At 46.6% G+C, this 15,213-nt stretch carries 8 protein-coding genes and 1 pseudogene; all 9 read right to left on the reverse strand.

Going from position 1 to position 15,213, the window contains the following annotated elements:
- Positions 1-228: 228 nt before the first annotated feature.
- Entirely contained in the window at positions 229-807 is a 579-nt protein-coding gene (locus L696_RS30145; protein ID WP_025682122.1) for an SDR family oxidoreductase, read from the reverse strand.
- Between the two features lie 93 nt (positions 808-900).
- On the reverse strand, positions 901-3,420 hold the full coding sequence (bglX, locus tag L696_RS0101790; RefSeq protein ID WP_025682123.1) for a beta-glucosidase BglX: 2,520 nt from the start codon (positions 3,418-3,420) through the stop codon (positions 901-903).
- An 80-nt stretch (positions 3,421-3,500) separates the two neighbouring features.
- Positions 3,501-3,602: pseudogene (locus L696_RS32590) on the reverse strand (carbohydrate ABC transporter permease); the annotation flags it as partial.
- A 35-nt stretch (positions 3,603-3,637) separates the two neighbouring features.
- Complete coding sequence (locus L696_RS0101795) at positions 3,638-5,959, reverse strand: GH36-type glycosyl hydrolase domain-containing protein (RefSeq protein WP_209440924.1); 2,322 nt, start codon at positions 5,957-5,959, stop codon at positions 3,638-3,640.
- A gap of 70 nt (positions 5,960-6,029) precedes the next feature.
- The gene (locus L696_RS0101800; RefSeq protein ID WP_245233263.1) at positions 6,030-8,102 is read right to left on the reverse strand and encodes a glycoside hydrolase family 2 TIM barrel-domain containing protein; all 2,073 of its coding nucleotides are present in this window, start codon (positions 8,100-8,102) and stop codon (positions 6,030-6,032) included.
- An 84-nt stretch (positions 8,103-8,186) separates the two neighbouring features.
- Positions 8,187-10,661 (reverse strand): glycoside hydrolase family 3 N-terminal domain-containing protein, encoded by a 2,475-nt coding sequence (locus L696_RS0101805; protein ID WP_025682126.1) that lies wholly within the window; start codon positions 10,659-10,661, stop codon positions 8,187-8,189.
- 71 nt (positions 10,662-10,732) lie between these two features.
- On the reverse strand, positions 10,733-11,323 hold the full coding sequence (locus L696_RS0101810; RefSeq protein ID WP_209440925.1) for a beta-galactosidase small subunit: 591 nt from the start codon (positions 11,321-11,323) through the stop codon (positions 10,733-10,735).
- 479 nt (positions 11,324-11,802) lie between these two features.
- Entirely contained in the window at positions 11,803-13,578 is a 1,776-nt protein-coding gene (locus L696_RS0101815) for a sensor histidine kinase (protein WP_025682128.1), read from the reverse strand.
- A complete protein-coding gene (locus L696_RS0101820; RefSeq protein WP_025682129.1) occupies positions 13,575-15,170 on the reverse strand; it encodes a response regulator in 1,596 nt (531 codons plus the stop codon). The genes L696_RS0101815 and L696_RS0101820 overlap by 4 nt, the downstream gene beginning before the upstream one ends.
- Between the last annotated feature and the right edge of the window lie 43 nt (positions 15,171-15,213).

Genomic DNA, 15,213 nt, shown 5'->3' on the forward strand with positions numbered 1-15,213 from the left:
ATAATGACAGCCGGGCGTTTCTGGCCGGTTTGAAATTCCAGCGAATCGTTCAGGATATACGTTTGCAATCTCACATTATCGACATCGTCCCATATCCGTATTTGCTCAGTAATCATATCTACTCCCCCCTATTTTATTGTAGTATCGAAACGGAAGGAGACCCATTCTTTGTTTTCAAAGCGAACTGTCTCCTGTAATCAACCACTCTTGCCCAATCCTATCTAGTCCTTATAGCGTCAAGCCGCCATCCATTGCGATGATCGAACCTGTCATGTAACTGGACTTGTCGGACGCCAGGAACACGACCACCTCAGCGATCTCGGATGGTTCTGCGAAGCGCCCGATCCGCATGTTTGGGAGCTCTTCCGGTGTATAGCCGGATTCCTGCATCATCATAGGAACGGACTGCGTCAGCGCTGTATCGAGGCCACCCGGAGGAATATTCGCCTGAGGAAAAGCCCTAAGCTGCTTCAACGTGAAGCTCTTTCCTATACTTGCCATCGGATTTGTAGTGATTCCCGGCAAATGCTTCTCCAAAACTTCAGCGGCTGTTTTGTTGGAAAGTAATTCGCCCAATGTTGAGTTTTCAGAAAATTCCATTTCATTCACCTCCGTTAGGATATTGATAATTTTAATCCTCTTGTTTCGCATATTATTACTGTTGCCCTCTTTCGATCTCTCCCTTTCCCACATGGCAACATGTGCCAGCGTAACTGACTTGGGAAGCTTTTTGCCTGGGTCCAGCTCAGCAAAGTAAGTCGTTCGCGGGCCAACGGTCCAGTCCGCATTAAAGGAAGCTCTACGCATAAGTATAGCACCTTCACCTTCGCCGGTCCTTCCGCAGCAGCATCGGACCCAGCAGCATCGTAGAGAAGTACCATTCCGGCACCAGCAAGTCGTTTAAGGCAGAAGTTCGAATGACGCTTCTTTCACATCGCGGGAACTCGATCCGATATAAACCTTGAACTCCCCCGGTTCGGCCTCATATTTTCGATCTAAATTCCAAAAAGCCAAATCCGCTTCGGTGATGGTGAAGCTGATTTCTTGTGCTTCGCCTGCGGCTAATGTCACCTTTTTGAACCCCTTAAGCTCTTTCACCGGACGGACCACACTGCCATAAAGGTCCTGAATGTACAACTGCACGATTTCCTCTCCCTGTACCGTACCTGTATTGCTAACCGTCACGTTGGCGGTAATTGTCTCCGAAGCATTTATCCGCAATTGAGATAACCGAATTTCCGAATACTCGAACGTAGTAAAGCTTAGCCCGTAACCGAAAGGATACAGCGGGTCATTGGAACCATCGATATACTTGGAAAAGAACTTTAGATGCTTATTACTTTCCGTTACAGGTCTCCCGGTGCTAAAGTGATTGTAGTATACCGGTACTTGTCCGATATGAGCGGGGAAACTCATCGTCAGTTTGCCGGACGGATTATAATTGCCAAAGAGCACATCTGCTATGGCATGCCCAGCTTGAGATCCCAGGAACCATGTCTCCACGATGGCGTCCACATGATGCTCAAACCAATCCAGCACAAGAGGCCGTCCATTTGTTAGAACCAGTACGGTCGGTTTGCCTACACGAACAATAGCTTCGGCGAGCTCCCGCTGCACCTTCGGCAGCGTAATATCCATGCGGGATGCAGCCTCGCCAGACATTTCACTGTTCTCACCAAGGGCAAGAATGACGATGTCCGCTTGTTCCGCCGCAGAAACTGCCCGCTCCAGTCCTCCTACAATCGCCTCTTCAACCTTGCATCCTTCTTCGAGCAAAAGATTTGCCGCCGGTACTCCCTGTTCTTCAATCCCTTGCCGGAGCGTAACGGTTTCATTCGCATATCGGGACCACTGCCACGGTCCCAGCAGGTCCTTGCTGTCACCGAATGGACCAATCACAGCTATCTTCCGTTCCTTGCTTGTAATCGGGAGCAATCCGTTATTTTTCAACAAAACGATGGATTTCTGCGCCAGACTCCGACTCGCCGCTAAATGACTCGGATGGAAGTGATATTCCTTTTCCATTTCCGGACGTACATAACGGAACGGGTCGTCCATAATGCCGATCTTATACTTAAAGGTCAAAATCCGACGTACCGCTTGGTCCAATTGCTCCTCCTTAACGAGTCCCTGTTCGATCAATTCATGCAAATGATCATAAGAACGAGTCACCATTTCAATATCCAACGTTACATCAAGAGCCTTTTTTGCTGCTTCTTTGCTGTCTCTTGCGTTCCCGTGAGCGACGATTTCGTCAATGGAGCCGTAGTCGGAAATCAATATACCGTCAAAGCCCAGCTCCCCTCTCAGCAAATCGTTAAGGAGGTAGCGGTTTCCTGCCACTGGAACCCCCTGGTAAGTATTAAAGCCATTCATCACCGACCCGGCGCCCACTTGAATCCCCGCATTGAAGGGCGGTAAGTAAACATTCCGTAGGGTGCCTTCCGAAATATCTACCGTATTGTAATCTCTTCCTGCCTCGGCAGCTCCGTATGCGATAAAATGCTTTAAACAAGCAATGAGTGTATCAGGGTCGTGTAAGCTGTTACCCTGGTAGCCTTCTACTTGGGCTTTGGCGATTAGACTTCCCAGATAAGGATCTTCGCCTGCGCCTTCCACGACGCGGCCCCAACGCGGGTCCCTCGTAACATCGACCATCGGGCCGTGGTTATATGTGATACCGCTGGCGGTAGCCTCTTTTGCGGCAATCGCGCAAGCTTCCTTGATAGATTCCAAATCCCAACTGCAGGACCAAGCAAGCGGCACGGGAAATACCGTCTGAAACCCATGTATAACGTCAAAATTAAATAGCAACGGAATACCGTGCGGGGATTGTTCTACCGCTATTTTTTGGAGTTCGAACACTCGGCGACCGGTTACGGCCGACAAAACCGAACCAGCCCGGCCTTCCGCAACCAGTTTCTCTGGTGAGTCAGACGTAATCTCTGATCCAAGCGAGAGGTTTGTAGACATACACTGACTCATTTGACCGATCTTATCAGTAATCGACATCTTGCTGAGAAGAGCTTCGACGGCTAGCTGAATCTCTTTATCGTCGCGTTGCTTTACATCATGCTTCCGGTAAGGAGCTACTTCGGAAATGAGCGTATCTGCGAGCGATGGGCCAGGTCCTTTCGCACCTTTTACAAAGAATGCTTCCTGGAAGGGAAGCTTGATCCTGCCCTGGAACTCTTCATCTTTAAAAGTCAGTTCAAATTCAAGCGTTTCATTTGGCACAAATGATGATGTCCCCTTGGCCTGCAGCGTGTTGCCTTCTACAGTCAACTCAGTGATATCGATCGGGAACGGAAACGGTTCCAGGACGACCGATAATACATAAGTTTCTTTCTTTCCAATGACAAACTGCATTTTAATAGTGGATTGTGGCGTTTGATGCAGAAAACTCCAAGTACCAATCATACGATTCAACTCCTCTACATGTTTTTTAAATCAACCTTTCACCGAGTCGATAGCCAAACCTTTCACGAAATACTTTTGGAAGAAAGGGCGTTTTGCAAGCTGAATAGTTTGGGATTAGTGATGTAAATCAAGCCATTGAACCAGTCATTCCAATACATAAGTCCCTGCAACAAGCCAACCGTGTCCAATCGTTTTTCTTTCCTCTTCTATCTGCGAACTACTGGCTGATAGGATTAAGAACAACTTCTACACGATGGATCCGGTCATCCTGAAAGAGAGGCAGCAGATTTCCATTGACATGATTTCCGTCCACCTGCACCTCCGGTTGTCCTTTGGATAACTTCAATGGATTCCGGATGGTAATTTCATAACGCGTGCCGCGGAATTCTCTGTATACCTGGGCTTGCTCCCAATCCGCAGGGAAACACGGGTCAATTCGGAGCCCGTCATAATCCCGCTTGATCCCCATAATCCCTTCCAAGAGCGACATGAGTCCCCATGCCGAGGTTCCAGTCGTCCAGGATTGATAGGACTTCCCATAATATTTGGGGTGAATGGAATAACAATTAGTGAAGACATACGGTTCCGCCCCGGATTGTGTGGATGGATTCGCTTCGCTGTCCGGAATGATCTTCAGTAATGTACGTATGGCTTCTACTCCCCGGCCTGCCTTGCAATCCGCCATAATCTTGAAACCGGTCGCGTGACAGTAAACTCCACCGTTCTCGAATAGCCCGGGAAGCATACCGGCCATTCTACCTACATGCGGGGAATATTCCATATAAGGAGGCATATTGATCGGGAAGCCAAATTCATGCTCCATGCTGTCCATGGATTCCAGTACCTTGGGTAGCTTCTCTTCATCAGGAATATCTGCAAGTACGGCCCACGATTGTGCGTTAATATAGATTTTGCTCCCCTCGCTGTCTTTGGAGCCGATATTCTCTTCTTTGCTAAGAGCGCGCATATACCAGCTTCCGTCCCAAGCCGATTCGTTAATCGCATTGCGGAGGATATGGTACTGCTCATCCAAGTATTCAGCATAACCGTTATCACCCACTCGCCGGATCAACGCTGACAGCTCTTTCAGGGCATAACAGAATTGCTCGGACAGCATGACAGATTCCGCATCGGGATCTGTTGTAATATTCAAGGCATCATTCCAATCCGCGAAGAAAATCCGTACCAGGCCATGTTTTCCTTTGTCTTCAATTAACCGGTTAACCGCTGCCTTCACATGCTCCAGCATCGTTGCCGAGCCTTCGTCCTGATATTCGATCTCCATATCCAGAAGAGAGTAATCCCCAGTCTCCTTAATCAACTCACATACCGACCAGATAATCCAGAACGGCTGGTCTGAATAACGGGTAGCGTCATAAGGATACCACGTTAGTACGGCATGCCCCGCCTTAAACTGATGCCGCAAACATTCGATGATTTCCTCCTTGGCTCTCTCTTGTCTGTAATTAAGAAGGGCAACGGCAATTTGAAGATTGTCACGCACCCCTTTTTTGCCGACGATGCAGAAGTCTACCTGTTTTTTCACCCATTCGTTCATAAGTACGTTCAGCTTCTCATGAGGCGTGTCAATTTGAAGGCTTGCGTATTTGCTTGTCTGGTGCTCCTTAGTTTCCTGTAATGCTTGTTCGACATGCTCTCGGCTGCTATAACGCTCCGCCGTTTGAACCGCTTCATCCAACGATTCGCTGACGCCCAGCACATAATACAGCTCCTTCTCTTCACCAGCTGCCAGTACCAGCTTGTTCTGCAAAACACCGCCAAGATTGACCAGCGTAGTGAGAGAATTCGTACAATCTCTACCCTTAACTACAACGTCAGGCCGCTGGAACAACGGTGCCGGCATGGAATCCAATCGGGTATATGTCCCCAGTTCCCCCAGAAACTCTCCAAGATTGCCATCAAAAGCGTGGACGGTTTCCGAGCAGGCGATATAACCGTTATATCTATTGTGTGGCGCGAAGGGATGTTTGGACTCGCAGTAAACGCCGTTCAGCTTCTCGTCAAAGAAGGTTTCACAGCTTCTGTACATTTCGTAATACCGCGGGTATTTAAACCCTTCCAGTTCAAAGCTCACAGTAGAAAAGAGGCTGATTCGCTTCACTGTATCCGTATTATTCTTTACTTTGACCACCCATACCTCGTTGTAGCCTTCATGGGGCACAAAAAGCTTCCAGGAAGCATGGACACCGTTCTTTTGGGACTCTAGGATGGAATACCCTACATTGTGTTCACAAGAAAAATCCTCGACTTCTTCGTTTAAAGGGCCTTCTCCTATATTCCAGTACACGTTGGCATCATCATCACGTAGGTACAAGTATTTGGCATCCTGGTTGTTGATCATACACATGTCTGCTTTTGAATTGATATAGTAGCTTCGGCCATGCCCGATTTGGGAAACCTGCGTGCAATACCCTTGTTCGCTCCACAAGTAATTGTACCAATGCCTAGGGGTCCGTGGCGTATCAATGATACAGGAATTCCCGTCCTCGGTAAAACGGTGAATTTTATCTACTTTCATTATCTCACTCCCAATTAATAATCATGTTTATGATAGGTATAAAGTAGACTGCATAATAAGTCTCTTCGTTTTAACGTACCGGGATCTCAATTGATACGGAAATCAGCCCGTCAATATCAACCGTCAGTGTTGACACACCAGCTTCATAGCTTGCACGAACAATGGCAAGCAGTCTTCCTTTATACGAGGTAAATTCGCCTTTCGTATAGTTCTCTGTGGATTGCGGTCTTCCCGTGCCAAATGCTGCCAGCGTTACCGCACCTTCCGCCTTTGCCGTTGCTTTAAGCTCAGCTGTTGGAACCAATCTGCCTTCCGAGTCGACGATTTCGACAACCGTGTGAATTAACGATTGACCGTCTGCCGCAAGCTCATTCTTGTCAGGAACAATCCGTATTCCTTCGGGTTTACCTGCGGTGATCAGTTTATCGGATGAAATGCACTTGCCTTCGGTATAACTTACTGCTTCCAAGGTACCCGGTTCATATAAAAGATCAAAACTAGCTGTATATCTGTTCGTCTTCCCGGTCAGCCTTCTGCCGAGACTCTTTCCATTCAGAATCAGCTCCACTTCTTCAGCTGCAGAATAGATATCTACCTGTATCGGCAAATTCTCTGACCCCGTCCAACTCCAATGATGCTCGCATTCCGGCCATCCCCATCTGCTCAGAATCTCCAGCTTTCCGTAGTTTTCCGGATTCCTCACAGCTATGAAAGTCTCCTCTGAACCCCAAACGATTTTGCGGTAGAATAACTGAGGACGTGCCAAACCGCAGAGATCGAAGTCTGAGCAATTGGCCAGGCGCCAAGGAAATGGAGAGCTGCCAATGCTGTTATAAGTATTGAGAGTTTCTTCCGGGTGGACATATTTCACTTTTCCAAGTCCCGCTTCGCCAATGTAATCATGGCTCGTCCATACGAAATCACCAATTACGTGGGAAAACCGTTCTACATCATGCCAGTACTTATCGCACTGAGGGGGCATGCTTTCGGTGCCGCAGATCACTCTGTCTGGAAAGCTCTCAACTGCATTCTCATAGTGATAGTTCATGTAATTGTATCCGACGACGTCTAAAGGTGCTACGAAGGCTTCCGAATAGTCGGCCCAGATTCTTATCCCAAAATCGGTATCATAATTCGGGGTGAAGCCTCCGCCATCTTCAAGCATCAGAGACATTTCCTCGTAAAAAGTTACAGTGTCTTCATCGTCAAGGCCGTTAAAAAAAGAGCATAACGAATTCGTGACCAACCGGGTAGGATCGAGTTCACGCACTCGTTCCGCCAATTGCGCTGCCAGACGGTAACCGTCTGACATTCCTCCGCGTTCCAGCACCTCGTTGCCTGTTGCCCACATGATGATGCTTGGATGGTTCCGGTCACGAAGCATAAATGTTTCCAGATCCTTCGCCCAATTCTCTGCGAAGTATAGACTATAATCTTGAGCGTTTTTCTCCATTGTCCAAACGTCGAACGCCTCGTTAATAACCAACAGTCCTAAACGGTCACAAGCATCAAGTAAATCTCTTGACATCGGATTATGGGCAAATCGAATAGCATTATATCCGTTAACTTTGTGCAGCTTCATTTTCCGAAATTCACTGTCCTTAAACGAGGCTGCACCTAGAATGCCATTGTCATGATGGACGCAGCCACCTTTAAGCTTAAGGGAACGCCCGTTTAACAAAAAGCCGTTGTGCGGATCAACGGATATCATTCGTATCCCAAATTGGGTGCTATCGTGATCAATAACTGACTCTTTATCGGCCAGATCTGCTGTGACTCTGTACAGATTAGGACAATCGATATCCCATAGATCCGCATGTTCAACCGCAACTGTTACCCGGCCGACAGCCTTCTCCCCAGCAGGCACGTGCACTTTCACACGACCGGTTCCCGCTTTGATTTTAGAGGTTTCCTTCATCATCTTGATGTTCAACCAAAGATCGGCCGCATCGCTTGTATTATTTTCAACCGTCGTTTCAACAATGACAAACGCTGTTCCGTTTACAACATGAGAAGTATGGACAAAAATTCCCCATGGAGCAATATGCACCTTCGGAGCAACAAGCAAATCGACATGACGGTAAAGCCCCGAGCCCGAATACCAGCGTGCATTCGGTTGTGCTCCGTTATTGACAGTAACCATAAGATTATTAGGTCTGCCTGGCTTCAAATATGGCGTAAGGTCAGCGTGGAACGGAGAGTAGCCGTAATGATGTTTCGTAACGGTTTACAATGGTGCAATCGTTACCTGTGATGAAAATACCTTACGTTCAACATTAAGTTTGTCACCTATAATCTCAAAGGCACCTTTTAAACGGATATCTTGAGATGAAGCACCTATAAATACTTCCATCTTCCCTGGTTCCACCACTTGCTCCATATTCAAATCATGAAATGCCAGTTGTTTCATATTCACCTTGAAAGCAATTTTCTTTGTTTCATTCACATCCAAGGTAACCCGTGCAAATCCGACCAGCTGCTTTACAGGTCTTGCAACACTGCTCACACTATCCCGGATATAAACCTGAACCACCTCATCCCCGGCAACCTGTCCCGAATTTCTTAGCTTCAATTCTACATTCAATTCTCCGTCTGCCCGAACCGTGTCGTCGTGTTCCAAGTCGCAATATTTAAATTGTGTATAGCTTAATCCATGTCCAAACGGATATAACGGTGTATTTTGGCCCGTTTTAATATATTCAGCCCACTCATTAATATCAATATAGAGCGGCAATCTGCTGTTATACATTGGAATCTGGCCTGTTTCTTTTACAATGGTCACCGGCAGCTTTCCGCTAGGATTCTTCTTTCCTGTAAGGATATTCACAATTGCATCAGCTCCAGACTGTGCCGGAAGCCATGAATACAAGACCGCTTTACTGTGTTCGCTTACAAAAGGTGTAGCTAACGGCCGGCCATCTATGATAATTGAAATTACAGGTTTATTCAGCTTAAATACTTCTTCCATCATTTCCAGTTGAGGCTGTTCAAGACCAATGTTGATGTTATCTTTGTTTTCACCGCAAGTAGCTTCAGGATCAATCATACTTTCTTTGCCGCCTAATACTGCAATGACGATATCCGCCTGTTGCACCGCAGCTTTTACTGATTCGATCCCTCCATCTATGGTTTTGAAAATATTGCAGCCTTTGGTGTGCAGTACATGATCTTTCCCAAACTCTGCTTCCAAAACATATTTTACAGATTTACAATCCGGGTAAAACATTTGAACAAATTCTTCATTCGTTTTATAGACTCTTTTCGAGGAATCGTCAGAATTTAAATTCTGTCTGATCATATTCATAATGATTTCTTTTTGTTCAGGGGTTGGCTTGTCCTCAAATTCAATTCCAATAGATTTTAATGATTCTTTATGTTCGGTAATGGTCCCTGTGTATATCATTCTCAAGAAGCTGTCTTCTTCGGATTTATCAAAATCACTACTTTTTGTGCTAGCCGATCCAACGGATGAATATCCCCCAAAAAAGTTGGTTTTGGTATCGGAGTTGGGGCCGATCAGCGCTATTTTCAGGTTCTTTTTGATCGGCAGAATGTTGTCCTCATTTTTGACCAATACCATGGATTTCTCAGCAATCTCTTGTGATAATTCTGCATTCTCCGCTTTTTTAATTTCATAAAAGAAATCGCCATCTCCATAAGGATTCTCGAATAGTCCTAATGTAAATTTGGTCTCAAGTACCCGCCTTAGCGAAATGTCAATATGTGCCTCTTCAAGTTCACCTGACTCAACCGCTTCTACCAAGTACTGGTAACACTGGTTGCCAGGTTGTTCTACATCCATTCCAGCTTTGAATGCCAGGATTCCTGCCTCTTTAGCATCTTCTGCTACTCTATACCGTAAAAATGCATGTGTGATACTGCCATAATCAGCTACAACCAGCCCCTGAAAGCCCAGCTTGTTTCTTAGAATGTCAGTTAGAAGCCATTTGGACGTAGACACTGCCTGGTCATTTAACATCCCATAACTATTCATTACAGCTTTTATGTTTGCCTCATGAATGGCTGCTTCAAAGGGGAAGCAATAACTATCCAACAATTTTCTCTCGGATATTTGCTGTTCTCCGCCACCTCTTCCCCCTTCTGCATTTCCATAACCGACAAAATGCTTGGCGGTAGCCATTACCTCATTGTCACCTTGTATTCCTTTGACAAAAGACACGCCCATTTGCGCAACTAAATAGGGATCCTCCCCATAGGTTTCACCAATTCTTCCGAATCTAGGATCTCTCCCCAAGTCAAACAGGGGGGAATGTACGGCCTTGAGCCCAAATGCCGTTAATTGTTTTTTGACTACCGTACCCATTTTTTGTGCTAAAGCCGGGTCCCAGGTAGAAGCAAGATTAAGAGACTGTGGAAAAGTAGTTGCAGCAGGTATCTGCGCTCCAGCTATTCCTTCACTATGAAACAGCCCCGGAATCCCTAATCTCGTTTCCTCAACAAGAAATTTTTGTATGCTTTTTATAGTCTCCTTATCCTTATTAAGGTCACCTGTAAAGGAATCATTTAAATAGCTTATGGTACCAATTCCATCCTTTAATTTCTCGGCTCTGGCATCATAAACGGATTCTCCTCCATATGAATTTGCACAATATAACTGGGCTACTTTCTCCTTCAATGTCATTCTTCCAATTAGATCTTCGACTCTATCATGAATAGAATGACTTGTATCCTTGTAGATCATTGTTCTTCCTCCTCGTAACGTATCTAGGGAATTTTAGATTGATGTTCCTCTAGTGGAGCATTGGTTATTGATCACTCCACGATTTCAAAAGTCATTCGGTAAGTAAAAATACCTTTCTTAATCCTATATTCATCGTGAATATTTTTGGTCCATCCATTGTCCCCACCTAGACCGGCATGTAAGTAATCAATATGAAGAAAGACAGCCGAGGATGCACCAAGTTCATCTTCATAGGCGGCACTGTCATACTGTTCAATGCTGTGGTTATGAATATCGAAATGGAAGCCGCCCACTGCAGTAATTTTCACGCTGTGATCTTTCGTCGATACATATAAATAACGGACATCTTCCTTTCCGCCGCATTCAACCGGAACGACGTATGGAACATGTTGTTCTTCAACTGAACTCTCATAAATGCCGACGAAGGCCGACGATTTACGGTCTGCATAGTTCTCCCATGGTCCGCGGCCATACCACTTGATATTCTTCCAATCCTCTGAGAAGGTAAAGCTGAGACCAATTCTCGGAATGGTATCGGCATTAGCATTATTCACGACGGTATTGAAATTTTCAATGCACCCATGGTATAAAGCGTGAACCTGTATAATTACGGAAACAGGCGTTGATAATAGCCTTATGGGCTTTATTTCTCGCTTAAGCAATTGTTCACTGAACCGCCGAAAGAGTATAGTAGCCTACTGCACCTTGCAAACCATTCAGTGATCGATAGCCCAAACGTTTCATTCGAAGGCAGTAAGGGGCATTCACTTATATATTTCTGAGATCAGCACCGCAACCAATATCGAAAAACCAGAAACGGCAGATTGTACAGGATAGCATTCTTGGTCACAAGCCACTCCTTGTCGCCTTAAAAAAATATACTAAGTCCTTCAGTCCGTTCCAAAGGCTTATTAAGATGACTTCCCTATAGTTGAATTCCTTGAATGCCTTAATGAGACCTGTAACGGGGACAACCCTTTGGCCCTTTTATGTGTCCGCACTGCAACCTGCTCTACCTTGACACCCATAAGCGACCTCCTTCTGGATGTTTCTCTGTCTCCCTCCTACTTATTGTAATAGTCTTCATGGGCAGCTCCTACGGGGGAAAGTTTCGATTTTCTTTATTATCTTCTGCCTGTGCTTACTTTTTGGTTGACTTGGGAAGGCGGATCCGTACAGTGGTTCCTTTACCAGGAAGGCTGGTAAAAGACAATCCGTACAACGACCCATAGTTCAGTTGAATCCGCTCTTGAATGTTAAGGATGCCAAAGCCGCCCGTGCTTTTGCTAACAGGCCTGATTAACAAAGCCTCCACTACTTCTTCCCCCATGCCGATGCCGTCATCGCTGATCTCCACGACCAGATCGCTCTTCTCCTCCATAGCGGATACCTGGATCATGCCCGTCTCCGAATCTTTCTCCAAAATGCCATGCAGAATCGCATTCTCGATTAAGGGCTGCAGCATGATTTTGGGCACCTCACAGCCCAGCAGCAGCGGTGGAACCTTCAAGGTCAGTGTAATCGCACTATTAAATCGCATGTTTTGGATCGACACATAGGATCCAATATGCCGCAGTTCACTCTCCAAAGTGACGGTCTCACTGCCGTTCGACAAGCTCAACCGATAGAACAAAGCCAGCCGGTCTACTACTTTGGATATCTCCTCATTACCGGATTCAATAGCCATAACATTGATTAGATCCAGGGTATTGTAAAGAAAATGCGGGTTAATCTGTGCCTGCAGTGCCTTCAACTCCTTGTTCTTCACTTCGCGCCCGAGCGTGTAGGTCTCCTCCATCAACCGCGATACATTCTCCACCATCATATTAAAATTAGTTGTTAGCTCTCCGATCTCATCTTGGTTGGCTGGAAGCGGTGACATGCGTAAATTGCCGTCCTTGACCTTGCGCACATGCCGAATGAGCTGCCGGAGACGTTTGGTTGCCGAACCGGCAATAACGAAGGACAGAATAAAGGTAAGGGGAATAATGAATAAAAAAATTAAGATCAGCCGATTGCGCATCCGGTTGCTAGATTCCAGTATGTCCGAGTAGGGCACAATCATCGCTATACTCATATCCGTCTCAGGGATTGCCTCCAGTCCAAGCAGGATTTGCTGCCCATTGAACTCTATAGTGTCGATTTCCCCATCGGCCGGAACCAGAGGCAGCATATCCTTAAATTCCTTGGAGCTATACAGAAATTCACCAGAGGTGCTTAGAACATCACCGCGGTTATTGAATAAGACTACGGAGGTATACGGAGTGGCAACAGCATGTTCCAACACGGAACGAACTGTGCTCTGCGAGATCCGGGCACGCACAAGGCCATCACTCACCTGTATATTGTGCGCATTTGGAATGACTCGTAAGACGGATACTTCATCGCTGCCCTCTTCCTGTTCAATAGCGGAGGAAGGTAGCCAGGTGAAGACGGAATGGGAAGCGATAAAGTTCTTGAACCAGAGGCTGTTCTCCAATTTGTCCATGTTCAAATAGTCGGGACTTTCTGTGGCTGAAGCAAGCCCCTGCTTCATATAGAGCTGAACAGTTTCAATATCCGAATTGTAGCGGGATTGCGCCAGTATCCGGTCGAGCCTTCTGGCATCCGTTCCCCAGAGATTGACATCCTCATACCGTCTCGGATCTTCGGCTACCAGAGTCTGAACGGTATCATTGAAGGCAATGAAGTTCAACACTTCATTAACTGTCTCTGCACGGTAATGCAGGTAGGATTTAGTTTCCTCCAACATTTTGTGGGCCGAAGTCAACGCTTGCTTCTCCATTTCATTCGCGGTTAACAACAGATGCAGGAAGAGCAGCAGGGCCAACGGGATAATGATCACCAGCATATAGGAAGCGAACAGCTTATGCCGGATGCTAAAATCAGCGAACGCTCTCCTGGACTTCAGTTTCATTTGGCCATCCTCTCCCGGTACTCCGAAGGCGTGCAGCCTGCGCATTTTTTGAAAAAGGTGGTAAAGTAATTGGCATCGGTGAAGCCGGTCCGTTCTGCAACCTCATACAACTTCAATTCCTTGTCCAGAAGTAGTTCCTTGGCCTTTTCCACTCGCAGCGAGGAGATATATTCCTTGACGGTGCCCCCTCTCTGCTTCTTGAACAGGGAGCAGAGATAAGTTTCGCTCAACGCCACATGATCAGCAATATCTCGAATTGTGAAACCCCTTTCATGAAAGTGCTTGTGAATATACTGCAGGATCTCTCTCATTTTAGCGGAGCTGCCTTCCCCTTCCGGCGGTACCAGGAACAAATCCAGGAAGGAGAGGATGTATTTTTCCATGCTTGCCAGGTCGGGAACACGGTCAATCTCCTTCCAGATATACCGCCGCTCCATGTCCTCATCTGTATCCGTAAACCCCATTTGCACAGCTGTATCGAGAATGACCAGCAAGAGTTGGAAATAGGAATCCTTGAGCTGGGCAATATTCAGATCACGTGCTGCCCTGGCCTGCTTGGTCCAATTCACAATAAGACTGCGGGCAGCTTCCAGTTCCCCCTGCTTCAGAAGTCCGCGCAGACTGCGCACCATGTTCCAGTCGGTAGCAAGTGATCGGTTGCCACCAAGTGCATTGGCAAAGATTAGCCGATCACCCTCGCTGTAATAATGCAGACTGCACACATCGAGAGCAGTTCTGTATGCATTCGGAATTTGCAACTGTTCTTTTACCGACTCTCCGACCCCCATACAGAAACGGATATTGCTGCCTATGATCCCGGCCGCTTCGGCGTAGAGATCCTCCAATACCTTACGTTGTTCCCGGTAGCTGCAGCCGAAAACCCCCGGCAGAATAAAGATTAAAAAATTCCGTGAATCGAAACCGCAGATGCCTTGCAGCGAAGCCAGCTTGTTATTCATATTCAGCTCCCGCAACACTGCCTCTTGGACTAGCCTCGGATCTTTGGGATATTGCGGTGGCTGCCAGTACATGCACGATGCAAGCACAGTATACGGTCCTTCCAGAGGCAAAAGAAAGGTTTCTCTACTCTCCAAAGCCTTCGACACATGGAGCGAATCAGGAACTGAAATAAGTTTGCGGACCATCTCCTGTCTCAGATAAGGCAGACCTTCATCATAGGCCTCCTGCAGTTGGCGCTCCTCCATTCGTTTTTGCTTATCCTTTTTTCTGGACTCCACTGCCTCTCGAACTGCCTCCCTCACCTTATCTAGATTGATCGGCTTTTCAATAAAGTCGAGAGCATTCAGCCGGATCGCTGACATTAGATATTCCTTGTCCGAGAATCCGCTCAAGAACAGTAGCTTGCATGAAACATCAATCTTACGAAGCTGTTGCGCGAATTCTATACCATCCATCTTCGGCATCCGGATATCACAGAGCACGATGTCGGGACGAAAGCTCTGGAACCTCTCCAGAGCAATCATGCCATTGCGGGCCGTTTCCAGCTCATTAATACCCAACTCCCCCCAGGCAATATGCTTGCACAGCATTTCCCTGGTTCTCTCTTCATCCTCTACGATCAGCAGCCTCATGATGTGCTCACTTCCCCTACGACGTTTTCATTCATTATATACC

It is taken from the genome of Paenibacillus maysiensis, assembly GCF_000520815.1.
In the GTDB taxonomy this organism is placed as follows: Bacteria; Bacillota; Bacilli; order Paenibacillales; family Paenibacillaceae; genus Paenibacillus; species Paenibacillus maysiensis.

Coding starts and splice junctions, on each gene's coding strand:
- L696_RS0101795 (WP_209440924.1), bottom strand. CDS start 5,959: ATGAAAGTAGATAAAATTCACCGTTTTACCGAGGACGGGAATTCCTGT.
- L696_RS30145 (WP_025682122.1), bottom strand. CDS start 807: ATGCGTAGAGCTTCCTTTAATGCGGACTGGACCGTTGGCCCGCGAACG.
- L696_RS0101820 (WP_025682129.1), bottom strand. CDS start 15,170: ATGAGGCTGCTGATCGTAGAGGATGAAGAGAGAACCAGGGAAATGCTG.
- L696_RS0101805 (WP_025682126.1), bottom strand. CDS start 10,661: ATGATCTACAAGGATACAAGTCATTCTATTCATGATAGAGTCGAAGAT.
- L696_RS0101800 (WP_245233263.1), bottom strand. CDS start 8,102: ATGGTTACTGTCAATAACGGAGCACAACCGAATGCACGCTGGTATTCG.
- bglX (WP_025682123.1), bottom strand. CDS start 3,420: ATGATTGGTACTTGGAGTTTTCTGCATCAAACGCCACAATCCACTATT.
- L696_RS0101815 (WP_025682128.1), bottom strand. CDS start 13,578: ATGAAACTGAAGTCCAGGAGAGCGTTCGCTGATTTTAGCATCCGGCAT.